Source organism: Sphingopyxis sp. DBS4, assembly GCF_024628865.1.
Classification (GTDB): domain Bacteria; phylum Pseudomonadota; class Alphaproteobacteria; order Sphingomonadales; family Sphingomonadaceae; genus Sphingopyxis.
Genome location: NZ_CP102384.1, coordinates 3,628,504 through 3,653,269, shown reverse-complemented (window position 1 = coordinate 3,653,269; position 24,766 = coordinate 3,628,504). Strand labels below are relative to the sequence as shown.

Sequence of the window (24,766 nt, the reverse complement as noted above, 5' to 3'; positions counted from 1 at the left end):
ACCAAACGGGGTAACCGACCACATGACCCGCGAAACGCGCTTTGGCGCCCTCGCCGCCGATGCCCGCTGGCAGGCGGGATGGGATGCCGCGAACAGCTTTGCGACCAATGAATCGGGCGACAAGCCCAAGGCCTATATCCTCGAGATGTTCCCCTATCCGTCGGGGCGCATCCATATGGGGCATGTCCGCAACTATGCGATGGGCGATGTGCTCGCGCGCTTCAAGCGGATGACCGGGCACGACGTCCTCCATCCGATGGGCTGGGACGCCTTCGGGATGCCGGCGGAAAACGCCGCGATGGAAAAGGGCGTCCACCCCGGCGGCTGGACCCGCGACAATATCGCCGCGATGCGCGCGCAGCTCAAACGTCTCGGCCTTGCGATCGACTGGAGCCGCGAGCTCGCGACGTGCGAGCCCGACTATTATGGGCAGGAACAGGCTCTGTTCCTCGACATGTTCGCCGCGGGGCTCGTCACGCGCAAGGAAAGCTACGTCAACTGGGATCCGGTCGACATGACCGTGCTCGCCAACGAGCAGGTGATCGACGGCCGCGGCTGGCGATCGGGCGCGCTGGTCGAGAAGAAGAAATTGTCGCAGTGGTTCCTCAAGATCACCGACTTCGCCGACGATCTGCTCGAAGGGCTCGGCAGCCTCGACCATTGGCCCGACAAGGTGCGGCTGATGCAGGAAAACTGGATCGGCAAGTCGCAGGGGCTGGAATTTTCGTTCAGGCTCGCGGGCGGCGCGCCGGGGTTCGACGTCTTCACGACGCGCCCCGACACTTTGTTCGGCGCCAGCTTCGCGGCCATCTCGCCCGACCATCCGCTGGCAGAACGCCTCGCGAAGGATTCGCCCGAACTGGCCGCCTTCATCGCCGAATGCCGCCGCCAGGGCACGTCCGCGGAGCAGCTTGAGACCGGCGAGAAGCTGGGCTTCGACACCGGCCTCGCGGTCGAGCATCCGCTCGATCCCGACTGGCATCTGCCGGTGTGGGTCGTGAACTATGTGCTGATGGATTATGGCACCGGCGCGATCTTCGGCTGTCCGGCGCACGACCAGCGCGACCTTGATTTCGCGCGCAAATATGAACTGCCGGTCCACCGCGTCATTGCCGATGGAGACGAGACCGTGCAGGTCTTCCACGGCGACGAGGCCTATGTCGGCCCCGGCCGCCTCGTGAACAGCCATTTCCTCGACGGCATGACCATCGACGAAGCGAAGGCCGCGATCATCGCGCGCGCGGAACATGAGGGCTGGGGCAAGGGCACCACCGTTTGGCGCCTGCGCGACTGGGGCGTCTCGCGCCAGCGCTATTGGGGGACGCCGATCCCTTTCATCCACTGCCCGGCGTGCGGGCTGGTGCCGGTGCCGAAGAGCCAGCTTCCGGTCGTGCTGCCCGAGGATGCCGATTTCTCGGTCCCCGGCAATCCGCTCGATCGCCATCCGACATGGAAGCATGTCGCCTGCCCGAGCTGCGGCGGCGAGGCGGTGCGCGAGACCGACACGCTCGACACCTTCGTCGATTCGAGCTGGTATTTCCTGCGCTTCGCCAGTGCGCCGGCGGACAAGCCGTTCGATCCCGAGGTGATCCGCCGCTGGCTGCCTGTCGATCAATATATCGGCGGCATCGAACATGCGATTCTCCACCTTCTCTACGCGCGCTTCTGGACGCGCGCGCTGAACAAGCTCGGCATGATCGACATCAAGGAGCCGTTCGCCAGCCTGTTCACGCAGGGGATGGTGACGCACGAAACATATAGCCGGGCGCAGGGCGAAGGCCTGCCGCCGCTCTTCTTCACCCCCGACGAGATCAGCCGCTCGGCCGATGGCGCGACGCTCGACGCCGATGGCGCGCCGGTCACCGTCGGCCGCGTGATCAAGATGTCGAAGTCGAAGAAGAATGTCGTCGATCCCGACGCCATTCTCGACCAGTACGGTGCCGACGCGGTGCGCTGGTTCATGCTGTCCGACAGCCCGCCCGAACGCGACCTGCCGTGGAGCGAGGCGGGGATCGAGGGCGCGTGGCGCTTCGTCCAGCGCTTGTGGCGCCTGTTCGGCGACACCGAAAATGTCGGCGACGGCGGCGAGGACAAGCCGCTCGCGCGCAAGCTGCATCAGACGGTCGCCGGGGTCGCGGCCGATGTCGAGGCGCTGGGGTTCAACAAGGCGGTCGCCAAGATCCACGCGCTCGCAAACGAGATCGAGAAGGCGAAGCCCTCGGCGACCCGCGCCGAGGCGTGCCGCACCTTGATCCTGCTCGTCGCGCCGATGATGCCGCACCTTGCCGAGGAGGCGTGGGCGGCGCTGCCCGATGCGCAGCGCCCGACCGCGATGGTCGCCGATGCCGCATGGCCCGCCGCTGATCCGGCACTGCTCGTCGAAGATGAGGTGACGATCGCGATCCAGGTTGCTGGCAAACTGCGCGATACGATGACGCTTGCAAAGGGAATCGACAAGGGCGCGGCCGAGGCCGCGGCGCTCGCGCGCCCGCGCATCGCCGAGCTGCTCGCCGGCGCGGCGCCGAAGAAGGTGATTGTGGTCCCCGACCGTTTGGTGAATATCGTTCCCTGATGGCTCTGAATGGCTTCCCCCTTCCCGTTCGCATCGAGCGAAGTCGAGATGCCCGTCGGTCGTGCATGACTTCTGGGTGTCTCGACTTCGCTCGACACGAACGGGGATAGGGGTCATCACTCTCTGATGCGCAGACTGCTCGCCTCCTCGCTCATCGCCGCCTCGCTGGTCCTTGGCGGCTGCGGTCTTCGGCCGCTCTATGCAAGCGGCAGCAAGGGAGCGGTGGCGCAGGTGCTCGCCGACGTCGACGTCGCGCCGATCGAGGGGCATTCGGGCTTCCTTGTCCGCAATGCGCTGCGCGACCGGCTGCAGGCGACGCAGGGCGGGCACGGCGCGGGCAAAAGGCTGCGGCTCGACGTCCGGCTCGAAGATTCGATCACCGGCTTCGGCGTCCGCGCCGACGATGCGGTGACGCGCGAGCGGCGGACACTGCGCGCGCGCTACCAGCTCGTCGATGCGGCGTCGGGCGAGGTATTGCTCGACGCGACCGCGGCGCAGGACGCCGGAATCGACGTCGTCGGCAGCGAATATGCGACGATCGCCGCCGAATCGACCTCGCTCGAACGCCTCGCCTCGGGGGTTGCCGACCAGATCGTCGCGCGCCTCGCGGTCTTCGCCGATCGCGGCGGCGGCCAGTCGGCCGATGCCCCTGCGCCTCCGCCCGCCGGGCAATGAAGAGCGTCAAGCCCGCCGACCTCGAACGCCAGACGCGCCTCGACCCCGCGGTTCGCCTCATCCTTCTGACCGGTCCCGACGAAGCGACGATGGCGGCGGTCGCGGGCCATCTGATCGGCCTCGCGGGCAAGGAGGCCGAACGCCTCGACCTCAGCGGATCGCAACTCTCGCAGGACCCGTCGCTGCTCGCGGCCGAGGCGGCGTCGATGTCGCTCTTTTCGCCGAGCCGGATCATCCGCCTCGAAATTTCGGGCAGCGGCGACGACAGCCTCGCCGCGGTCGAGGCGCTGCTCGCCGCCGACACTGCGATCAACCCGGTGATCGCGACCGGCGCATCGGTGACCGCGAAATCGAAGCTCGTCAAGCTGATCGAGGGATCGAGCCACGCCGTCGCCGCGATCTGCTACCAGCCCGACCGGCGCGCGCTCGTCGGCATCGCGATGGCGGCGGCGCAGGAGGAGGGGCTTCGGCTCGCCAACGGCGAGGCGCAACTGCTCGTCGATCTCGTGTCGGGCGACCAGGCGCTGATGCGCCGCGAGATCGAGAAGATCGCGCTCTACCTCGACGCCGCGCCCGACCGCCAGCGGCAGGTGACCCCCGCCGACATCGCCGCGCTCGGCGCCGCGACGCACGAGGAGGATGTCAGCGAATGCATCAACGTCGCGCTCGGCGGCAAGGTGCGCGAGCTGCCCGACATGCTGAGCAAGGCTGCGGCGGTCGGGGTTGCCGAGATCCGCATCATCCGCGCGCTCGGCATCCGCGCGATGCAGCTCGCGCGGCTGCGCGACGCGGTCGACGCCGGCGCGCACCCCGCGACCGTCGTGTCGGCGCGGAGCAGCGGCGTCTTCTGGAAGGAACAGAGCGCGGTGACCGCGCAGCTCCACATCTGGGATTCGCTGCGCATCGCGCGGCTGATGACGCGGCTGCTCGATTGCGAGCGCGCGCTCAAAACATCGGGCACCGCGGGTGCGGTGCTGTTTCGCAAGCTGATGACCGACATCGCGCACCAGGCCGCGCGGGCGCGCTGATCAGGCGGCCGGCACCACCACCGGATCGGGCGGGACGAAGGTCCATAGCGTATCGCCGGGCTCGACCGGCGGGCGGTGCTGCATCGAAAAGACCGCGAGTTCGCCGCTGGCGCGCTGGACCGCCAGCGTGTCGCCGCCCGACGCGCGCATCCGCGCGACGAAATCGGCATAGGGGAACTTCTCGGTGATCCGGGTGCGTCCGAAACTCCACCCTGCCTGCAGCCGGTCGAGCTGCTCCTCGATCGGGGTGCCGCCGAGCGTCAGCACGCGCCCGCGCCGCCGCGCGCCGGTCTGCGCGGTCACCAGCATCCGGCTCACCCGGTCGTGGCCGACCTCGGGCGCGAGTTCGCTGCACACCAGCGCGTTGTAGCTGTCGTTGTCGGTCGCCGCGATCAGTTGCTGATAGCGGCCCATGTCGAGTTCGTCGTCGTGCGCGGCGTCCAATATGTCGCCCTGATGGACGGGCAGGTCGGCGCGGCGCGCGCGGCGGAGCGCGAACTTGCTCTCGTCGGCGATCAGCACGTCGCTGCCCTGCGCCTTGATGAATTCGGCGAAGGCGATCGTCCAGCTGTTCGCGCCGACGAGCAGCACGCCATTGCCCTTGCCGCGGTCGAGCCCGAGCCAGCGGGCAAAGGGCTGGGCGGTGAAGCCGTGCGCGAAGATCGTCGCGATGACGACCGAAAAGGACAATGGCACCAGCGCCTCGGCCCCCGGCACGCCATAGTCGGACAGGCGCAGCGCGAACAGGCCGGTCACCGCGGCGGCGACGATGCCGCGCGGCGCGATCCACGCCACGAACAGCCGCTCCTTGAAGGGAATGCGGGTGAAGAGCAGCGCGATCATGATCGTCAGCGGCCGGACCGCGAACAGCAGCAGGATCAGGAACAGCACGAACCGCGCCTGGAAATTGGTCACCACCGTCCAGTCGAGCGTCGCCGACAGGATGATGAACACGCCCGAGACGAGGAGGACGGTCAGATCCTCCTTGAAGCGCATCAGCATATGGCTCGAATCGGTTTCGCGATTCGCCATCACCACCCCCATCGCGGTGACGGTGATCAGCCCGGTTTCGTGCATCACCAGGTCGGACAGGACGAAGACCGCGATCACCGTCGTCAGCAGCACCGGCGCTTTCAGATATTCGGGCACCCAGCCGCGGACGAAGGCGGCGGTCAGCGCGAAGGCGGCGGCGCCGCCGATCAGCATCGCCAGCACGCTCGCCGCGACGACGTCGGTGACGATCGCGGTGCTGTTCGCCTCGGCGCCGCCGTGGGTGATATAGGCATAGATGCCCACGCCAAGCAGGGCGCCGATCGGATCGTTCACGATCGCTTCCCACTTCAGCATATGCTTGACGCGCGGGGTGATGTTGAGCGTGCGCAGCATCGGCACGATCACCGTCGGGCCGGTCACCACCATGATGCCGCCGAACAGCGCCGACAGCTCCAGCGACAGCCCGGCGCCGTAATAAGCGGCGGCGGTGCCCAGCGCCCAGCCGACCGGAACGCCGATGAAGACGAGCATGAACACCGCCGCGCCGGCATGGCGGAGCTCGCGGAACTTCAGCGTCAGCCCGCCCTCGAACAGGATCACCGCGACCGCGAGCTTGATGATCGGTTCGTGCAGCGCGCCGAAATCGCGCTCGGGATCGATCAGGCCCAATATCGGCCCGGCGACGATTCCCGCGACCAGCATCAGCGCGATCGCGGGTCTGCCCGTGCGCCAGGCGATCCATTGGGCGCCGATGCCGATGACCCCGATCAGGGCGATTTTGACGAGCAGGGAGTCGATCGCGAACATCGCGCAACTCTATGCGAAGACAGCGAAAAGCGTCCAGAAAAAGAAACCGCCCGCTCACCGGGGTGAGCGGGCGGCTTTTGTCGACTGTTCAGGCGATCAGAATTTGCCGCGCAGCGTCACGCCATAGGTCCGGGGTTCCGCGAGGAACATCGAGAAGATCTGGCGCCCGCCCGGATATTGCGGGTCGGTGAAGGGCGCCGCCGTCGTTCCGGCCTGGAACGGCGAGTTGAAGGCGACCTGGGCATATTGCTTGTTGAAGATATTCTGCGCCCAAAGCTCGACCGCCCATTTCTCGTCGGGCCCGCGCACACCGACGCGGGCATTGAAGATCGCGTAGCCGTCCTGTCCCTTCTGTGGGAAGAGGTCGGAGCCGGTGTTGTAATCGCTCGTCAGGCGGCCATCGAGATAGACGAGGCCGGTCAGCCCGCTGCTGCCGATCTCGGGCGTCCAGGTCACGCTGCCGGTCGCGACCAGTTCGGGCGCATTCGACAGATTGTCGCCGGGCAACTTGCGCAGCGCGGCGTCGAGCGGGGCGCCCGACGAATTGCCGACCAGATTGGCGCGATATTTGGTCCGCGCATAGGTCAGGCCTGCGCTCATGCGGAAATTATGCGCGGGAACCAGCGAGGCCTCGAGTTCGAAGCCCTGGGTGCGCACGCCCCAGCTCACATCGTCCGTCGCGCATGCGCCGGTCGCCGAGTTCGTGTCGCGATCCGCGCCGGAAAGATCGCTCGTGCAGCCGTTGACGTTCTGCACCAGGAAGACCGAGCCGTTGAAGGTGTTGAGCTGGAAGTTCTTGAAGTCCGACCGGAAGAAGGTCAGCCCCGCGGTGAACGGACCCGTCGCATATTTGGCGCCCAGTTCGTAGCTGGTGACGAGTTCGGGATCGAACTGAAGGTTGCCGACCAGCGCCTGCGCGCCGCCGGCCTGGGCGAAGGTCACCGTCGGGATTCCGTTCACGATCTGAATGGGATTCTTCAGCGCCGACCGATCGAGGTTGAACCCGCCCGCCTTGTAGCCGCGCGCGAAGCTGGCATAGACCATCAGGTCGTCGACCGGCTTGTACGACAGGATCGCGGTGCCGGTGAACTTATGTTCCTTGCGCTGATCCTTGATCGATACGCCGTCGAGTTCGGCGGTGGCATTGCCCTGACAGCCAAGGCCGATCAGTCCGCCCGCAAGGGTGCGGGCGGTGGCGCGCTGGCGCAGGACCGCCTCGCTGTCGCCGACCTGATTCTGCTGGACCAGATCGTCGTAGACCAGGTTCTGGATCGTCGTGCAGACGGTGTTGTCGTTATTGAAGTTGGCCGAGAATTTCTTCTTGTCGTGCGTGTAACGGAGGCCGAGCGTCAGATCGAGCTTGTCGGTGATGTGGATGATATTGTGGGTGAAGAGCGCCCAGTTCGTTCCGTTCTGCCGATATTGGTCGTCGACGCTGCCGAGGTTGTTGAGGCCGTCGAGCGCGGTGATGGCGGCGACGATATCGGCACCCGACGCGCCTGCGGCGCCGCCGATCGCGGCCAGCCCCGGCACCCCCGGCGCCACGAAGGGCACGACGCATCCGACATTGTCCGGCGAATAGAGGCCTGCAAGAGCGCCGCCCGAGACGATACGGCAGTTGGCGAAGCGGCCATATTGGCTGCCGAAGCGCAGATTGTCGCGCACGGTCAGTTTCTCATTGGCGAAGAAGCCGCCGACGAGCCAGTCGAGCTTGCCGTCGAACGCCTCGCCCTGCAGGCGCAGTTCCTGGGTGAAAGTGTGGAACTGGCGGTAGGCGTCGTCGCTCGGCGCGCGATAAAGGATGTCGACCGCGCCATAGTCGAGGTCGCCCGCCTGGCCGGAGCGATATTCGCGATAGGCGGTGATCGAGGTCAGCTTCGCGCCGCCGAGATCATAGTCGATCTGGCCCGAAAAGCCGTAGTCCTTGGTCTTGCCGGCATAGCTCCGGCCTGCGCTGACCGACAGGTTGCGGTCGTAGCCCTGATTGAACGCGGCGAGCGGCTGGCCCATGTCGCGCAGCACGTTGATGATGTTGTTGCCGTCGGCCTGCGGCAGATTCGTCGGGGCGCCGGTCGACAGCGGCGTCGAGGGATTGTTGAGATTGCCGACATAGGGATTGACGCTGTTGTCGACATAGATCGCGCCGCAGCATTTCTCGTTGCGATAGGTATAATCGGCGATCAGCCGGATCGACAGCGCGTCGGTCGGCTCGAACAGCAACTGGCCGCGCAGGAAATAGCGGTCGCGGTCATTGACGTCGGTGTTGTTCGTCGTGTCGCGCAGGAAGCCGTCGCGCTTCACCCATATGCCGTCGAGGCGCGCGGCGAGCGTGTCGGTGATCGGGCCGGTGACGCTGCCGCCGAGGCGCCAGTAATCGTAATTGCCATAGGTGATCTCACCCGTGGCGCCGAAGGTGAAATCGGGCTTCTTCGAATAGATGCTGATCAGGCCCGCCGACGAGTTGCGGCCGCCGAGCGTGCCCTGCGGGCCGCGCTGCACCTCGACGCGGTCGATCTCGCCGAGCTCGTTGAGGCCGATGCCCGAGCGCGAGCGATAGACGCCGTCGATGAACACCGGGACCGAGCTTTCGAGGCCGGGGTTGTCGCCGACGGTGCCGATACCGCGGATGCGTGCCGAGCCATTGGCTTCGGAGCCGGTCGACGAGACGAGCAGCGACGGCGCGACCTGGTTCAATTGGCGGATGTCGTTGGCGCCGCTGTTCTGCAGCACCTCGGCGCTGACCGCCGAAATGGCGACCGGCACGTCGGCGAGCCGCTGCGCGCGGCCCTGCGCGGTAACGACGATCTCGCTGTTGGCGCTGTCGTCGGCGGTCGCGGGGTCGGCCGCGTCCTGCGCGAAGGCCGGGGCCGAGACCGCGACGACGGCGAGCGAGACGCCGAGCGCGCTGCTGCGCAAAAGGCGGGCGGCAGGAAGGGAAGATTTCATGGTGGGCACTCCTCTCATTTTGATTTTTTCGTTGCGCCCCGAACATAACCAAAAAGCGCGCCACGCTTCCAGCCAAGGTCCGGTTTCGGCGTCGTTTTCGATCGGGTGATGCTTTTCGGTCACAGGCCGGACGGGACGCCGCCGGGGCGGGTCAGCGCCGGTTCGCGGCGGCCGAGACGCCTGCCGTAGCGTTATTCTCCGCCGCTCCGCCACAAGGCAGCGACAGAAGGCGGCCGCGCGCGACCAGCATGGCGCGATAGGGGCCTGAAAAATTCGCGGCGATGGCGGCATCCTCGACGTCGAGCCCGCCGGTGAAGCTGCCGAAAGCAGGCAGGATCAGCCGCGTCGCATCGCTCGCGAAGCAGGGTCGCGATACGCCCCGCCCGCGCAGGCTGAGGCGCAGCTTGGGGTGGAAATGTCCCGATATTTCGGGGCGCGCCTCGTCCGCGCGGCTCTGGTGGCGAAAAACGATGCCGTTCTGGATCCATTCGTCGGCGACCTCGCCGCCCCACGCGCCCGCGGTCAGGCCGTCGTGGTTGCCCGCGATCCAGACCAGCTTTGCCGCGGCGGCCTGTCGTTCCAGGCGGTCGGCGATCGCGGGGACGATGCGCGCCGCGGCGTCGCGGTCGTGGAAACTGTCGCCGAGGCACCAGATCGCGCCCGCGCCGGTCGCGGCGGCGAGCCCTGCCAGCCGATCGAGCGTGTCGTGGCTGTCATAGGGTGGCAGCGGCTGACCATAGGCAGCGTACCAGCTCGCCTTTTCGAGGTGGAGGTCGGCGACGATCAACGCGCCGCGCGCCGGCCAGAACAGCGCGCGGTCGGCGAGCATCACGAAGCGCTCGCCGGCAAAATCAAAGGTCGCCGCGCCGGACATGGCGTCGCTATGGCAACGCCGTCCGCGCATCGCAAGCTATCCGATGCGCGGCTCTCCGCTTGCGGCGAAGCGCTGCCCTGTCTCGCGGCTCGCGCCGCTCGGCATGTCGAAGACGACGCGGCGGTTCGGAAAATCGATTTCGACCCGGTCGAACAGCGCGAGGCCGTCCATGCCGAGCAGCAGCGCGGGCCGGTTCTCGAGGCCCAGCGCACGAAAGGCCTGGCTGTCGGCGAAGCTGATCGGCAGATTATTCACGTCGAGGCCGTTGATCGTGATCCGCTTGATTGCGGTGCGGACCGCCGGCACCGTTTCGCCGGTGACCGAATCGAGCGTCGACACCATGAAAGGCAGGCGGTTGGCCCGGCGATGGGCGACCAGTTCCTGTAGCGCGGGGTTGCCGACACTTGTTTGAGCGCCGGTGTCGACGATGACGTCGATGCGCTTGCCGTCGATCCGCGCGTCGGAGAGAATCAGCCGACCCGCCGAATTGCGCGCGGTGACGACGATCGCGTCGTCGTCGTCGATGATCGGCCGCGCGCGCTTGCGCGTTTCGAGTATCTCCATGCTTTCCTTGCGGAAATCGATCAGCACGCGCCTTTGCTCGAGCATGTCGACCCCGATCAGTCCCGCGGCGCCCAGGTGGCGGCCGAGGAGCGCCGGCGCATCGATCGCGGCGAGGCGCAGATTCGCCATCTCCACCGCCGCGACGCGATAGCTCGGCACCACCGCCGACCCGCCGATCGTCGCCATCCTGAGCTTCTCACCCTCCGCGAGCCCCAGCCGTTCAGCGAGTTCGCGCGCGATCACCGTGCGTTCCGCGCCGGTATCGACGAGAAAGGAAAAAGGCCCCTCGCCGCCGACCATGACCTTCACCGCCATGCGCCGCGTCGCGTCGAGATCGAACGGCTGGATGAAGGGCGTGACGAGGACCGGCGGAGCCAGCGTGTCGGGAATGGGCGCCGATGTTGCGTTGGGGGCGGCTGTTGGCGTTGCGGGTGCTTGCGGCGTCGAAGGCGGCAAACCGGCAGGCGACGCATTGGCAGGCGGCTGGGCCGCCCCGATCAGTATGGGCGCGGCGAGCAGCAGCGCCCAGGCAGCGGATGGCTTGATGGCGTCGATCATGACCGGCATCCTCATTATATTTTGCGCCAGTCTACGCCTGCTTCGGCACCCCAGCAAGCGAAACGCTGGCGTGGAAGGTCGGCCCCGATCCTCCTGGCCTTTTCCCGTCATTCCCGCTTTCGTGGGGGACATAGTCCCTAATCGGCGCGCATCGCCTCTTCCGCCAGCGCATCGGCAAGGTCACCGAGCAGCGCATCGTCGAGGTCGGCCGCGGCGACATTCTCGCGCCCGATCAGGACGAGCACCGGAATCGCGAGCGGGCTGATCCGCTCGAGCGTCCGGTGCACCATCGTCCCCGCGGCGCGGTCGAGCAGATCGCCGAGCCGCGCGACGTCGGTCAGCCGCTCGCGCGCATCGGCCCAGGCGGCTTCGAGCAGCAGATGGTCGGGCTCATATTTCCGGAGCACGTCGAAGATCAGGTCGGTCGAGAAGGTCACCTGCTTGCCGGTCTTGCGCTTGCCCGGATGCTGGCGCTCGATCAGCCCGCCGATCACCGCGACCTCGCGAAAGGCGCGCTTCAGCAGATGCGATTGTTCGACCCACTCGACGAACTCGTCGGACAGGATTTCGGCGTCGAACAGCGTTTCGGGGTTCGCCACCGGGCGCAGCGACCAGATCGCGATCGCATAATCGGACGCGACGAAGCCGAGCGGCTGCAGCCCGATCCGCTCCATTCTTTTGGTGATCAGCATGCCGAGCGACTGGTGCGCGTTCCACCCCTCGAAGGGATAGCAGACCATATAATGATGCCCCTCGTGCGGAAAGGTCTCGACGAGCAGTTCGCCGGGGCGCGGCAGCACCGATCGCAGCGCCTGCATCTCCAGCCAGAAACGGACATCCTCGGGAAAACGCTGCCAGCTTGCGGGATCGGCGAGGAAACCCCGCACCCGGTCGGCCAGCCGGGTCGAGATTGCCATGCGCGCACCCATATAGGAGGGGATGCGCGCCGGGCGCGTCGTCGCGCGGACGATCAGGTCGGTGTCGCGGATCGATTCGACTTCGAGGCTGAGCCCCGCAAAGGCGAAGGTGTCGCCGGGGGTCAGTGTGCTCGCGAAATATTCCTCGACCTGCCCGAGGCGACGGCCGTTTTTGAAGCGCACCGCGGCCATCGGCGCCTCGACGATGATCCCGGCGTTGAGCCGGTGCTGCGCCGCCAATCGGGGGTGCGAAATGCGCCAGCGCCCCTTCCCGTCGGGCGCCAGGCGGCGGAATCGGTCATAGCTTTTGAGCGCATAGCCGCCGTCGCGCACGAAGCCGAGCAGTCGGCCGAAAATGTCGGCATCGATCCAGCGATAGGGCGCCGCGGTGCGGATTTCGGCGAGCAACTCGGCTTCGTCGAACGGCGCGGCGCAGGCGAGCGCCATGACATGCTGCGCGAGCACGTCGAGCGCGCCGGGGCGGAAGCGGTCGGCGTCGCGCTCGCCCGCGCCCACGGCGTCCAATGCAGCGCGTGCCTCCAGATATTCGAAGCGGTTGCCCGGCACGATCAGCGCGCGGCTCGGCTCGTCGAGCCGGTGATTGGCGCGGCCGATGCGCTGGAGCAGTCGCGACGAGCCTTTGGGCGCGCCCATCTGGATCACGCAGTCGACATCGCCCCAGTCGAGCCCCAGATCGAGGCTCGCGGTCGCGACGAGCGCGCGCAGCCGCCCCTCGGCCATCGCCGCTTCGGCGCGCTGGCGCGCCTCGCGGTCGAGGCTGCCGTGGTGGATCGCGATCGGCAGCGAGAGGTCGTTGACCTTCCACAGCTCCTGAAAGATCAGTTCCGCCAGCCCGCGCGTGTTGCAGAATATGATCGTCGTGCGGTTCTTCGCGATCTGTGCCATCACCTGATGCACCGCATAGCGCCCCGAATGCCCCGCCCACGGCACCGCGCCCTCGGGCAGCAGGATACGGATGTCGGGGTCGGCGCCGGGTTCGCCCTCGACCAGCGTGACCGTGCCCGCGTCGGCATCGGGGGCGAGCCATGCGCGATAGGCGTCCGGATCGGCGATCGTCGCCGACAGGCCGACTCGGCGCAGGCTTGGCGCGATCGCCTGAAGCCGGGCCATTGCCAGGCTCAGCAGGTCGCCGCGCTTGCCCGGCGCGAAGGCGTGGATTTCGTCGATCACGATGGTCTGGAGGTCGGCGAACATCGCAAAACTGTCGGGGTAGGAGAGGAGGAGCGACAGCGATTCGGGAGTGGTCAGCAGGATGTTCGGCGGCCTGGCGCGCTGACGCGCTTTCTTGTCGGAACTGGTATCGCCGCTGCGGCTTTCGACGCTGATATCGAGCCCCATCTCGGCGATCGGGCCGAGGAGGTTGCGCTCGACATCGGCGGCGAGCGCCTTCAGCGGCGACACATAAAGCGTGTGCAGCCGGTCCGACGGATTCGCCGCCAGATCGACAAGCGTCGGCAGGAACCCCGCCAGCGTCTTCCCCGCGCCCGTCGCGGCGACGAGCAGCGCATGCTCGCCGCGCTGCCCCGCCGCGAGCATATCGGCCTGATGCCGCCGCAGCCGCCACCCGCGCGCGGCGAACCAGTCGGCAAAGGGGGCGGGGAGGCGCATGGGGTTGATGTGGCGTTGCGGGGAGCAGGGGGCAAGTGCCCGAGCGGATGATTGCGCGTGTATCCGTTATCGGCCGGAAGCCGACCTATCCTACCTCGTCATCCCGGACTTGATCCGGGATCTATTCTCTCAGCGCCGGATGAATGGATCCCGGATCAAGTCCGGGATGACGAAAGTTTATTGGCGGCAGGTGAGCGGCAGTTTTCATCCCCAACTTCGTCATTCCCGCGAAAGCGGGAACCCAGAGCGTGCGTCGGCTGACCTCACTCTGGGTTCCCGCTTTCGCGGGAATGACGAGGATGGGTGGATGTTCGCTTCCCTATCCCAGAGCCGCCATCTCCCTCAACAACCCCCGCCAATGTTCGCTCAGCCGCCGCTGGAACAGCATCAGCTCGAACCCGTGCCGCGCGGCATGGCTTTGCGGGATCGCATCCCAGCCGCGATGTTCGACCGTCACGCGCGTCTCGGCACCGACTGCCTCGAAGCGCACCTCGACTTCGGTCGCCTGATCCGCGGCGAAGCTCGGCAGGCGCCAGCCGAAGGTCAGGCGCTCGCCGGGCCGCCAGCAATGCACCGCGCCGATGACCCACAGCTCGCCGTCGGCGAAGCGTGTCACCAGCCGCCCGCCCGGCCCCGCGGGGTCGAAGCGCAGCGCACCGTCTCCTTGGGGTGATAGCGGGAAGAGCGGATGGCTCTGCCACCAGCGGCCGATGCCTTCGGTGAAGGCCGCGAAGGCCGCTTGCGGGGTCGCGGCGACGCGCAGTGCGACGATCAACGCCGCGCCGCTCATCCTTCGCCGCTTTCGACATGGCATTTGAACGCGGCAAGTTGGTGCGTCCACCGCGCCTCGGTCTCGGCGAGCCAGCGCTTCAACTCGTCGGTCGCGCCCTGCTTGAGGCTGTAGATGCGCACGCGCGCGTCGAAGGCGGGGTGGCCGTCCTCGACCAGCCCGCCTTCCTTCAAGGCCCGCAGATGCCGGCTCATCGCGGGCGGCGCGAGGCCGAGCGCGTCCGCGAGTTCGCCGGCGCTGCGCGGCCTTTGCCCGAGCAGTTCGACCGCGCGCCGCCGCTTCGGATCGGCGAGCGCGCCCAGCATCCGGTCGAGCGCGGCGCTCAATCGTCGAGCCGCGTCTTGGTCGTGAAGCCGCCCTCGGCATCCCATTCGTCGGACGTCTTTTCCTCGACGGTGACGCCGAAGGTCCAGATATGCCCCTCGGGATCCTTGGCGCGATAGGTGCGGTCGCCGTAGAATTGCGTCTCGGGCGCGGCGATGATGTCGGCGCCCGCGGCGCGCGCCGTCGCGCAATGCGCGTCGATGTCCTCGCCCCGACTGAGCTGGACGTGCACCGTCTGCGTGTTCTTGCCGCCGAGGTTCGCGGGGCTGCGGTGATCGTCCGACCATTCGTTGCCGATCATGATCGTCGAATTTCCATATTCCATCTCGCTGTGCGCAAGATTGCCCTGTTCGTCGAGGAGGACAAAGACGGGCTCGAACCCGAACGCCTCCTCGAGCCAGCGGAACGCCGCCTTGCTGTCCCGATAGCAGACGGCGCTCGAAAGCCCCTTGGGGCGCGGATGCTCGGCCATATCTCTTCTCCCGAATCAATCGATTTCATATTTATAGAATATTTTCACTAAAAAGAAAATACATGCAATCGCGAGTGGAGTTGCTAGGAAAAGCGCATGACCGCCGACCTCGCCCGCTGCGTCGCCGAAGCCTATGCCGTCGCGCTGCCGCACCGCGGCAAGGGCAAGGTCGCCGACTATATTCCCGCGCTGGCGACGGTCGATCCGAACCGCTTCGGCTTCGCGCTCGCGCTTCCCGACGGCACGGTCCACGCCGCGGGCGACGTCGACATCCCCTTTTCGATCCAGTCGGTGTCGAAGGTCTTCACTCTCGCCCTCGCGCTCCGCCGCCTCGGCAGTTCGCTGTGGGAGAGCGTCGGGCGCGAGCCGTCGGGCAGCGCCTTCAACTCGATCGTCCAGCTCGAAAGCGAGAACGGCATTCCGCGCAATCCGCTGATCAACGCGGGCGCGATCGCGACCACCGACCGGTTGATCGACGGGCGGAGCGGCGATGCGACGGTGGCCGAGATTCTCGATTTCCTGCGCGCCCGCGCCGGTGATGCCGACGTGGCGATCGACGCCGGGGTCGCGGCCTCCGAATCAGAAACCGGCGCGCGCAACCGCAGCCTCGGCTATTTCATGAAGGGCTTCGGCAATTTGCGGCATCCGGTCGAGGAGGCGCTGGGCGTCTATTTCCGCCAGTGCGCGATCGCGATGAGCTGCCGCCAACTCGCCCGCGCCGGGCTGTTCCTGGCGATGGACGGCCGCGATCCGCTGACCGGCGAACAGGTCGTCAAGCCGCACCGCGCCCGCCGCATCAATGCGATCATGATGCTCTGCGGCCATTACGACAACAGCGGCGAATTCGCCTTTCGCGTCGGCCTGCCGGGCAAGAGCGGGGTCGGCGGCGGCATCCTCTGCATCGCGCCGGGGCAGGGATCGATCGCGGTCTGGTCGCCGGGGCTGACCGAGGCGGGAACGTCGCTCGTGGGCGCGATCGCGCTCGAACATTTCGCCTATGCGGCGGGGTGGTCGGTGTTCGATTAGCGTCCGGCGCAGGTCTGGGTGCTGGTTCCGCGATCAATCGTTGTTGAGCAGCGCCAGCTTCACCCGCGCGGTGCCGCTGCGGTGCATGCCGATCTGGCGGGCGGCGGCGTGGCTGATGTCGATCACCCGGCCGCGCGAAAAGGGGCCGCGATCGTTGATGCGGACGACGACGCTGTCGCCGTTCGCGACATTGGTGACGCGAACCATGCTGCCAAAGGGAAGCGAGCGATGGGCGCCGGTCAGTTGATCGGGGTCGAAGCGTTCGCCGCTCGCGGTGCGATTGCCGGCGAGTTCGTCGCCGTAATAGCTCGCCATTCCGCCATCGATCTCGGTCGCCTGCTCGGCCTCGGCGGCCGGCTCGTCGGTGATCTGAGCTTCCTGCGCCGCGGCCGAAACCGTCAGCAGAAGCGGTATCAGCATGGCTGAAAAGGCCCGCATGACATCCTCCCCTTTTCGGTGGAGGGCCAAAAGCAGCGGCGGCCTGTCATGACAAGCCGCCGCGCGTTGGATCGAAGCGAAATTACGTCCACTTGCGTGGAATCGGCACCAGCCCGCTCCCCCGCCCGGCCTCCCAACAGCGTATCCTGAAATGGGAGGCCGGGTGGGGGAGCGGGCTGGTGCCGCGCTATTCAACGACTATCAAACGTCCAGATTCGCCACCGATAGTGCATTGGTCTGGATGAAGTCCCGCCGGGGTTCGACCTCGTCGCCCATCAACTGCTCGAAGATCAGCTTGACGTCGTCGGCCTGCGCGCCGTCGACGCGCAGCAGCGAGCGGTTCGCGGGGTCGAGCGTGGTTTCCCAAAGCTGTTCGGCGTTCATTTCGCCCAGCCCCTTGTAGCGGCTGATCGACAACCCCTTGCGGCTGTGCGCGAAGATCGCGTCGAGCAGTTCGGACGGGCGCGTGACCGGGTTCGCCTTGGCGTTCGATGCCGCGGAAACCTCTTCTTCCTCGCCTTCGGCGGCGTCGATCTCGATGGCGGCGGCGCCGGTCGCCTTCACCAGCCGGCCGGGCCGGGCATAGGTTTCAGCCTGCTCGCTCGCCAGCAGGTGGAGACGGCGCGCCTCCTGGCTCGCGAGGAAAGCGGCATCGACGACATGATGGTCGCTGACCCCGCGCCAGCGGCGTTCGAGCGTATAGCCGCCGCCCTCGACCGCCTGCACGGTCCAGACGGCTTCGCTGCCGCCGGTCAGCGCGCGCTCGGCGGCGCCGAGCCACGCGGCGGCGGTCTCGGCGGCGCTGTGGCGGCCCGCGGTGTCGAGCGCCGGATCGAGCGCACCGGTGAAGGCCAGCGCCTCGACCAGCCCATGATCGAGGCTGCGCGGGACGTAGCGCATCAGCGCGCGCAGCCGCCGGCCATGCTCGATCAGTTCGCGCAGGTCGTTCCCCGACCGCGCCCCGCCCGGCGTTTCGAGCAGCAGCGCGTCGATCCCGGCATCGACGAGATAATTTTCGAGCGCGCTATCGTCCTTGAGATAGACCTCGCTCCGCCCCTTCGCGACCTTGTAGAGCGGCGGCTGGGCGATGTAGAGATGGCCGTTCTCGATGATCTCGGGCATCTGGCGATAGAAGAAGGTCAAAAGCAGCGTGCGGATATGCGCGCCGTCGACGTCGGCGTCGGTCATGATCACGATCTTGTGATAGCGCAATTTTTCGAGGGTGAACTCATCGCGGATGCCGGTGCCGAGCGCCTGGATCAGCGTCCCCACTTCCTTCGACGAGATGATGCGGTCGAAGCGCGCGCGCTCGACGTTCAATATCTTGCCCTTGAGCGGCAGGATCGCCTGCACGTGCCGGTCGCGGCCCTGCTTCGCCGAGCCGCCCGCCGAGTCACCCTCGACGAGGAACAGTTCGCATTTGCTGGGGTCGCGTTCCTGACAGTCGGCGAGTTTGCCGGGGAGCGAGGCGATGTCCATCGCGCCCTTGCGGCGAGTGAGTTCGCGTGCCTTGCGCGCCGCCTCGCGCGCCGCGGCGGCGTCGACGATCTTCTGGATCACCGCCTTGGCATGGGCGGGATTCTCCTCCAGCCATTGGGTCATCCGGTCGGCCATCAGGCTTTCGAGCGGCTGGCGGACCTCGGACGAAACGAGCTTGTCCTTGGTCTGCGACGAGAATTTGGGGTCGGGCAGCTTGACCGAGACGATCGCGGTCAGCCCCTCGCGCATATCCTCGCCGGTCAGCGAGACCTTTTCCTTCTTCAGCAGCCCCGACTTGTCGCCATAGCCGTTCAGGGTGCGCGTCAGCGCGGCGCGGAAGGCCGCGAGATGCGTGCCGCCGTCGCGCTGCGGGATGTTGTTGGTGAAGCAGAGGACGTTCTCATAATAGCTGTCGTTCCACTCCAATGCGACGTCGATACCGATGCCGTCACGCTCGGCGCTGATCGCGATCGGGTCGGGGAGCAGCGGATTCTTGTTGCGGTCGAGCCATTTGACGAAGGCCGCGATGCCGCCTTCGTAGAAGAGATCGTGGGTCGCATGTTCGGCATGGCGTGCATCGACCAGCTTGATGCGAACGCCCGAATTCAGGAAGGCGAGCTCGCGGTAGCGATGCTCGAGCTTCTCGAAATCGAACTCGGTGACGTTCTTGAACGTCTCGGTCGAGGCCTGGAAGGTGACGCGCGTGCCCTTCTTGCCTGCGGGGGCTGGGCCGCGGACGACGAGCGGGGCGACCGAATCGCCATGCTCGAAGCGCATCCAATGCTCCTCGCCATCGCGCCAGATCGTCAGTTCGAGCCATTCCGACAGCGCGTTGACGACGCTGACGCCGACGCCGTGGAGGCCGCCCGACACCTTGTAGGCATTGTCGTCGCTCGTATTCTCGAACTTCCCGCCGGCGTGAAGCTGGGTCATGATGACCTCGGCCGCCGAAATGCCTTCCTCGGCATGGATGCCGGTCGGGATGCCGCGGCCATTGTCCTCGACGCTGACCGATCCGTCGCTGTTCAAGGTGATGAGCACGAGGTCGCAATGCCCGGCGAGCGCTTCGTCGATCGCATTGTCACTGACCTCGAACACCATATGGTGCAGGCCCGACCCGTCGTCGGTGTCGCCGATATACATGCCGGGGCGCTTGCGGACCGCGTCGAGGCCCTTCAGGACCTTGATCGAATCGGCGCCATAGGCGTTTGCGTTGGGCTGTTTGGAAGCGCTTTCGCTAGCGCCGTTCTCACTCGGTTCTGTCATATCGATTATATAGGGTCGAGGGGCGCAAAACCCAAGCGAAAATGCGCCTCTCGGCGTTTTCGGATGGGCCGTTGCGCGCGCGCGCCGCGGCGGCTAGTTTCGCGGCATGAAACATCGTCTCCCGGCCTCTGTCACCATCGTCCTCGCGGCCTCGCTCGCGGCGTGCAGCCAGCCCGCACCCCCCGCCGACAATGCCCCTACCGTCGCGGGCGAACCGCTTGCGACCCGCGCGGTGATGATCGGCACCGAGGGTCCGAGCCTGCCCGCCTGCGCGAGCACCAGCCGCGTCAAGGCGGGCGGCACCGACGTCTATTGGGCGCCGGGCGAAACGCGCGCGGTGAAAGCGAAGCTCGCGGGCACCATGAAAGTGTCGGTGTGCGAAGCGACCGACGATGACGCCTGGTTCGGCATCGTCTTCGCGGGACCGGGGATCGACGAGGATATGTGCGGCGTCGGCCGTTCGGTCGCGAACGCGCGCGAATATCAGGGGCCGTGCCGCTGGGGCTGGATCCGGGGCGGGACGGTGCAACTGGGGGCCTGAAGCCACAGAAGGTCCGCATGCGGGGTCCGAATTGTGTCTTTTGGGGCCTTAAGGAGACAAAGGATACGGACGCACGCGCCGGAAATGTCTCCTTTGTCGCGTTAAGCAAGCGACGATGATGGCTGAGTGCGGTGGGTGATCGACGATCCAAAGAGCCGAAGGCGAGGATTACACGGACGGATAATGTAGGAAAGCCGCTTTTCGACCGGCCTGCCTCTTTGGGATGCACCTGCATTCGCCTGCAAGCTGACCTGCCTTACATCGTCATCCCGGGCTCGATCCGGGATGACGGGAGTTTGCAAGCGATCGGAAAGCGACGCTTGATATCTCATAACTTCGTCATTCCCGCGAAAGCGGAAACCCGGTGTAGGGTCAGCCGACGCACACTGGGTTTCCGCTTTCGCGGGGATGACGGGGGATGTCGGCTCCCCGCCCTGAAATCGCCGCCGCTACCCCCGGCAATCCTCGATGACCCGCCCGATTTCCGACTGCACCGGCAGGGTCAACGCGCCGCTGCCCGATTCGAGCGCGAAGCGGCCGCGGCTGAAGGCGATGCGATCGAGCCGAATGTCGCGGCCGGGCACCGTCGCGGCGCCGCCGTCGAAGCGGATCTGGTCGGTGCCCGCGCTGGTGCGGAGCGCGACGGCGCCGTCGAGCGGCGCGGTCAGGTGGAGGTTGCCGCCGGCGCAGCGCATCGTCAGCAGCGGGCTCGCGCTGCCGGTCGGGGCGAAGGTCGCGGTGCGGCTGCCCGCGTCATAGCGCCAGCCGCCAGGGTTGAGCGCCCTTTCCTCCCACGACTGGCTCGGTGACGGCAGGGGCGCGGGCGTCGGCGCGGGGCGCGGCGCCGGGGCAGGCGGCGGCGCCTGCGGCGTCGGCACCGCGGCGCAGCCCGCCATCGCGAGCGCCATGACGATCGCGAGAGCGCTTCCCGCCTGCTTGCCGCTCATCTTCCGAAACCCCATGCTCAAAAACCCTGCCAATCGATTACCTCATTCAGGTCCACGCGCGGGACCGGCCATTGGTTCACCGCCTGCCCGTCATCGGCGTGGCCGATCGCGAGGCCGGTAAACAAGATCTGATCCTCCCCGAGGCCCAGCGTCTCGCGCACCGTCTGTCCGTACATCGCCCAGCATTCCTGCGGACAGCTCGCGAGGCCATGCTCGACGAGCAGCAGCATCACCGATTGCAGCCACATCCCCATGTCGGACCATTGCGGCGGTCCCATGATGCGCGAGCAGTGGAGGAAAAGCATCACCGGTGCGCCGAAACCGCGATAATTTTCCATGAACCGAGCGAGCCGCGCCGCCTTGTCCTCGCGCGGGATGCCGAGCGAGGCGTAAAGCGCTTCGCCGACGCCGAAACGGCGGCTTTCCCACGGATCGGTGAGGCCTCTGGGATAGATGTCATATTCTGCCTGTTGACCCTCGCGCCCCATTGCGATGCGCGCCGCGACCGCACTCTTGACGCGGTCCCAAGGCTCGCCGGTGACGAGCGTGACCTGCCACGGCTGAAGGTTGCCGCCCGACGGCGCGCGCTGCGCGGCAGCGAATACCGCCTTCAGCACATCGGGATCGACGGGCGCGTCGGTGAAGGCACGGACCGAGCGGCGGCGGTGCAGCGCCTCGGTGACCGAAGGGGAGAGCGTGTCAGTCGCTGGCATATTTATCCTCACGTCGCTTGCCGAACAGCAGCCCGCGTTCGAGCCGGGCCTTGAGCTGCCGGTAATAGGAAAGCAGGAAGGCGTCATCCTCTTCGGCGACCGGGCGGCCGATCTTGGCGCGGATCGTGTCGGCGACCTCGCGCATCGCGCGCGCATCGCGGGCGCGCAGGACGCGTTCGAGTTCCTGCAGCTCGTAGATGCCATAGACCGCGAGTTCGGCGTCGGTGAAGCGGATCGCCCCGGCCTCCGCCTCCGCCGCGATGTCGCTGTCGAGCTTGGCGCGCTCGGCCATCACGACCCAGGTGCCCGCGATCAGATCGCCCATCCGCATCCGGTCGCGGTTGAAAAGCAGGAACAGGCTGAGTGTCAGCGACCAGATCACGCCGGCAAGGAGCGTCCAGCCCGACACCATGTCCTCGGCGGCGCCGACCCCGAGCATCATCAGCGGTAGGAACAGCTCGAGCTCGCGGATCAGGTTGCGCGCGACGACCGCGTCGGCGGTCAGCCGTCCGCCGTCGCGCGCGACGACGCGGATGCCCATCATTCTTTTGCCCGGGGTCGCCGCGCGTGACCCGAGCTCGAAGCCGATGAACCAGAAGGTGCGCAGGACGAAGGCGCCGAGCATCCAGACGACCTCGGCGACGCCGCCCTTCACCGCGAAGCCGACCCAGACCATGAGCAGGGTGAAAAGCAGCAGCGCCAGGTTGATGATGACGAAATCGACGACCAAGGCTCCGAAGCGAAGCCCGGCGCTGGCGATGCGCAATTGCAGATCGACGCCTTCGGGCGTCACGAATTCGCGGACCTTCCTGGCCTGCGCCGACCGCAGCTTCGCGTGAGCGGTGGCGGTCATGCGACATCCTCGCGGCGCGGGATATAATAATAGGCGAGCCAGAAGAGCAGCATCACCGTGCCGATGGCATAACGCAGCATCGTGTCGGTGATGAGCTGACGCCCGAAGCCCTCGAGCACGCCGGCGACGAGCAGCATCAGGATGACGCCGATCATCACCTTGCCCGCGGTCCGCCCCGCGTCGGCCGCCGCCTCCAGTCGGCCGCGCGCGCCCGGGAAGACCACCGCGGCGCCGATCCGCAGGCCCGCGGCGCCCGACAGAGCGGCGGCGAACAGTTCCGTCGTGCCGTGGATGAACAGCCAGCCGCCGAAATCGACCCCCAGCCCCTTGCCCGAAAACAGCGCGAGCATCGCGCCGAGCCCGATGCCCTGATAATATTCGAGCATCATCGTCGGCACGCCGAAGGCGAAACCCAGCGCGAAGGACAGGATCGACACTTGGCTGTTGTGCGTGAAGAGATAGGTCGCGAAGACGTGGAGCCCGCTGCTCTGCTCGTCGGCCGCCGCCTTGCCGTGGCCGAGCGTCGATCGCAGATAATCGACCGTCGCGTGCGGATCGCGGCCGCCCGACATCTCCTCGGGAACGAAATTATAATACCATTCGGGGTTGCTCGCGACGAGCGCATAGCTGGTCAGCGCACCGAGGATGATGACGAGCGCGATGATCAGCGTTTCCTTCCACACCGCGCGCACCGCGGCGGGCCAGTCATAGCGGAAGAAGCGGCGGATGCGGCTCGCCCGCGTCTCGCGCACGCCATAGACGAGGAAATAGCCGCGGATCGACAACGCCTCGAGATGGCCGAGCAGCGCCTTGTCGAGGCTGGTCGCACGCGCGATCGACAGCGAGGAGAGCGTCGCGCGATAGAGGATCGGGAGCTGGAGCAATTCGTCGCTGGTCAGAGCCGCCGCGCCCTTTCGCTCTAGCTTGGTCAGTAGCAGGTCGAAGGCGATCCAGTCGGCCTCGCGCTCGGCGCGGAAGCGGCTGGTCGAAAAGGCGGGAAGCTCGGCCGCGCTCACAGGCTGCATCACAGGCTCCCCTGGCGCTTGATGCCGAGATAGGCCTCGACCACGCTCGCGCCCATCGCGTCGGCGGGAACCTCGATCACGTCGGCGCCGAGCCGCTGGAGCCGCGCGATCACCAGCTGCCGGTCGCGCAGCATCGCGGCGGCGACGTTCGCGCGCGTGACGTCGGCGGCGCTTTCGGGCCGCCGTCGCTCGACCTCCTCGACCTCGTCGTCGCGGATGACGACGAACAGCAGCCGGTGCTTCTTCACCAGCCGGCCGGCGGCCCGGATCATCAGGTCGGCGCTCGTCGCGTCGGTGAATTCGGTGAACAGGATGATCAGCGAGCGGCGGTTGAGCTGGGCGCCGAGGGTGCTCAGCGCGAGGGTGAAATTGCTCTCGACAGGCGCATAGTCGATCAGGCTCGCGGCGCGTTGCAGCGCCGGGAAATCCTGGACGTGCATATAGGCGGGGGTCAGCGCCTGCGGCTTGGCGGCGAAGGAGAAGAGGCTGATGCGGTCACCGAGCTTCAGCCCGGCGAAGGCGAGCAGCAGCGCCGCCGACACCGCGCGGTCGACGCGCGGCATGCCGCCGACCGGCTCGGCCATCGTCCGCCCGCCGTCGATCGCGAGGATGACGCGGTTGTCGCGCTCGACGCGATATTCCTTGGCGAGCAGCTTGACGTGGCGCGCCGAGGCGTTCCAGTCGATCGCGCGCCGGTCCATTCCGGGCTGATATTCGGCAAGCGCTTCATATTCGCTGCCCTCGCCGCGACGCTGCTGCTGGCGAAGGCCGAACCAGCTATCGCGCTGGAACAGGCGGCGCCCCTCCTCGGTCACCGCGCGCAGGCTGGGGACCACGGCGATCACGCGATCGAGCGCGAAGCGGCGCTGCTTCCAGACGAGGCCAAACGGCCCCGCCCAGCGAATCCACAGCGTCTCGAGTCGCGCCTGCCCGCGCCGCGATGCGGCGAGCGGCAGGGTGCGGACGAGCGCGCCATCCGAATCGCTCGCGCGGAGCATCTCGTCCGCAAGCCGCCCGCCGGGGGCGAACCGCTCGTCGAGCGCGAGCGCCATTTCGGCGCGGCGCGGCACCGCGGGACCGGTCGCGACGAGCCGGAGGTCGAATGGGTCACCGACCCCGGCCTGATGCGGCGCCTCGGCCGCGAGGGCGAGGCGGCGCGGATTCGCGCCGAGCATCGCGTCGAGCAGCAGGCCGATCAGGATCAGGGCGATCCACGCGGGCGCGACGATCCACAGCGTGGGCCGGATCAGCCCGAGCGCCAGCGCCACCGGGGCACCGAGCAGCAGCAGATAAATCGCGCGCCGGGTGGGGTAGACGGCCATCTTTCAG

The 24,766-nt window shown here is 67.2% G+C and carries 20 protein-coding genes; 5 read left to right on the top strand and 15 right to left on the bottom strand.

Annotation, left to right across the window (positions count from 1 at the left end):
- The first annotated feature begins 22 nt into the window (after window positions 1-22).
- From leuS to holA, 3 genes are all read left to right on the top strand, one after another.
- On the top strand, window positions 23-2,572 hold the full coding sequence (gene leuS, locus NP825_RS17490; RefSeq protein WP_257545917.1) for a leucine--tRNA ligase: 2,550 nt from the start codon (window positions 23-25) through the stop codon (window positions 2,570-2,572).
- A 126-nt stretch (window positions 2,573-2,698) separates the two neighbouring features.
- Window positions 2,699-3,247 carry an LPS assembly lipoprotein LptE gene (gene lptE / locus NP825_RS17485; RefSeq protein WP_257545915.1) on the top strand — a complete coding sequence of 183 codons (549 nt, stop codon included), beginning with the start codon at window positions 2,699-2,701 and terminating at the stop codon, window positions 3,245-3,247.
- A complete protein-coding gene (gene holA, locus NP825_RS17480; protein WP_257545913.1) occupies window positions 3,244-4,275 on the top strand; it encodes a DNA polymerase III subunit delta in 1,032 nt (343 codons plus the stop codon). The genes lptE and holA overlap by 4 nt, the downstream gene beginning before the upstream one ends.
- Here holA and NP825_RS17475 read toward each other — a convergent pair whose 3' ends face one another.
- The 8 genes from NP825_RS17475 to NP825_RS17440 form a co-directional block, all read right to left on the bottom strand.
- On the bottom strand, window positions 4,276-6,075 hold the full coding sequence (locus NP825_RS17475) for a sodium:proton antiporter (RefSeq protein ID WP_257545910.1): 1,800 nt from the start codon (window positions 6,073-6,075) through the stop codon (window positions 4,276-4,278).
- Between the two features lie 96 nt (window positions 6,076-6,171).
- Window positions 6,172-9,021 (bottom strand): TonB-dependent receptor, encoded by a 2,850-nt coding sequence (locus tag NP825_RS17470; RefSeq protein ID WP_257545908.1) that lies wholly within the window; start codon window positions 9,019-9,021, stop codon window positions 6,172-6,174.
- 151 nt (window positions 9,022-9,172) lie between these two features.
- A complete protein-coding gene (pdeM, locus tag NP825_RS17465; RefSeq protein ID WP_257545906.1) occupies window positions 9,173-9,895 on the bottom strand; it encodes a ligase-associated DNA damage response endonuclease PdeM in 723 nt (240 codons plus the stop codon).
- A 36-nt stretch (window positions 9,896-9,931) separates the two neighbouring features.
- Window positions 9,932-11,017 carry an aspartyl protease family protein gene (locus NP825_RS17460; protein WP_257545903.1) on the bottom strand — a complete coding sequence of 362 codons (1,086 nt, stop codon included), beginning with the start codon at window positions 11,015-11,017 and terminating at the stop codon, window positions 9,932-9,934.
- 137 nt (window positions 11,018-11,154) lie between these two features.
- On the bottom strand, window positions 11,155-13,563 hold the full coding sequence (locus NP825_RS17455) for a ligase-associated DNA damage response DEXH box helicase (RefSeq protein ID WP_257545901.1): 2,409 nt from the start codon (window positions 13,561-13,563) through the stop codon (window positions 11,155-11,157).
- Between the two features lie 319 nt (window positions 13,564-13,882).
- Window positions 13,883-14,353: an SRPBCC domain-containing protein gene (locus NP825_RS17450; protein WP_257545899.1), complete on the bottom strand. Its 471-nt coding sequence runs from the start codon at window positions 14,351-14,353 to the stop codon at window positions 13,883-13,885.
- Entirely contained in the window at window positions 14,350-14,679 is a 330-nt protein-coding gene (locus tag NP825_RS17445; protein ID WP_257545897.1) for a helix-turn-helix transcriptional regulator, read from the bottom strand. Before NP825_RS17445 ends, NP825_RS17450 begins: the two co-directional genes overlap by 4 nt.
- Window positions 14,676-15,149: a VOC family protein gene (locus NP825_RS17440; RefSeq protein WP_257545895.1), complete on the bottom strand. Its 474-nt coding sequence runs from the start codon at window positions 15,147-15,149 to the stop codon at window positions 14,676-14,678. The genes NP825_RS17445 and NP825_RS17440 overlap by 4 nt, the downstream gene beginning before the upstream one ends.
- Window positions 15,150-15,245: 96 nt before the next feature.
- On the opposite strand from NP825_RS17440, the gene NP825_RS17435 reads away from it, so the two are divergent.
- Window positions 15,246-16,175 carry a glutaminase gene (locus NP825_RS17435; protein ID WP_257545893.1) on the top strand — a complete coding sequence of 310 codons (930 nt, stop codon included), beginning with the start codon at window positions 15,246-15,248 and terminating at the stop codon, window positions 16,173-16,175.
- 33 nt (window positions 16,176-16,208) lie between these two features.
- Here NP825_RS17435 and NP825_RS17430 read toward each other — a convergent pair whose 3' ends face one another.
- Window positions 16,209-16,595 carry a septal ring lytic transglycosylase RlpA family protein gene (locus NP825_RS17430; RefSeq protein ID WP_306997446.1) on the bottom strand — a complete coding sequence of 129 codons (387 nt, stop codon included), beginning with the start codon at window positions 16,593-16,595 and terminating at the stop codon, window positions 16,209-16,211.
- A gap of 219 nt (window positions 16,596-16,814) precedes the next feature.
- Window positions 16,815-19,358 (bottom strand): DNA topoisomerase (ATP-hydrolyzing) subunit B, encoded by a 2,544-nt coding sequence (gyrB, locus tag NP825_RS17425; RefSeq protein WP_257545889.1) that lies wholly within the window; start codon window positions 19,356-19,358, stop codon window positions 16,815-16,817.
- 106 nt (window positions 19,359-19,464) lie between these two features.
- Here gyrB and NP825_RS17420 point away from each other — a divergent pair, with 106 nt between their 5' ends.
- Window positions 19,465-19,899, top strand: a complete 435-nt coding sequence (locus NP825_RS17420) for a hypothetical protein (protein WP_257545887.1) — start codon at window positions 19,465-19,467, stop codon at window positions 19,897-19,899.
- A 449-nt stretch (window positions 19,900-20,348) separates the two neighbouring features.
- Here the strand turns inward: NP825_RS17420 and NP825_RS17415 are convergent, their stop codons facing one another.
- The 5 genes from NP825_RS17415 to NP825_RS17395 are packed head-to-tail and all read right to left on the bottom strand — an operon-like array spanning window position 20,349 to window position 24,759.
- Window positions 20,349-20,861 (bottom strand): hypothetical protein, encoded by a 513-nt coding sequence (locus NP825_RS17415; RefSeq protein ID WP_257545885.1) that lies wholly within the window; start codon window positions 20,859-20,861, stop codon window positions 20,349-20,351.
- 2 nt (window positions 20,862-20,863) lie between these two features.
- Window positions 20,864-21,559, bottom strand: coding sequence for a nitroreductase (locus NP825_RS17410; RefSeq protein WP_257545883.1), 696 nt, complete (start codon window positions 21,557-21,559; stop codon window positions 20,864-20,866).
- Window positions 21,546-22,412, bottom strand: coding sequence for an RDD family protein (locus tag NP825_RS17405; RefSeq protein ID WP_257545881.1), 867 nt, complete (start codon window positions 22,410-22,412; stop codon window positions 21,546-21,548). Before NP825_RS17405 ends, NP825_RS17410 begins: the two co-directional genes overlap by 14 nt.
- A complete protein-coding gene (locus NP825_RS17400) occupies window positions 22,409-23,437 on the bottom strand; it encodes a stage II sporulation protein M (RefSeq protein WP_257545878.1) in 1,029 nt (342 codons plus the stop codon). Before NP825_RS17400 ends, NP825_RS17405 begins: the two co-directional genes overlap by 4 nt.
- Window positions 23,437-24,759 (bottom strand): DUF58 domain-containing protein, encoded by a 1,323-nt coding sequence (locus NP825_RS17395; RefSeq protein ID WP_257545876.1) that lies wholly within the window; start codon window positions 24,757-24,759, stop codon window positions 23,437-23,439. Before NP825_RS17395 ends, NP825_RS17400 begins: the two co-directional genes overlap by 1 nt.
- Window positions 24,760-24,766 lie beyond the last annotated feature (7 nt).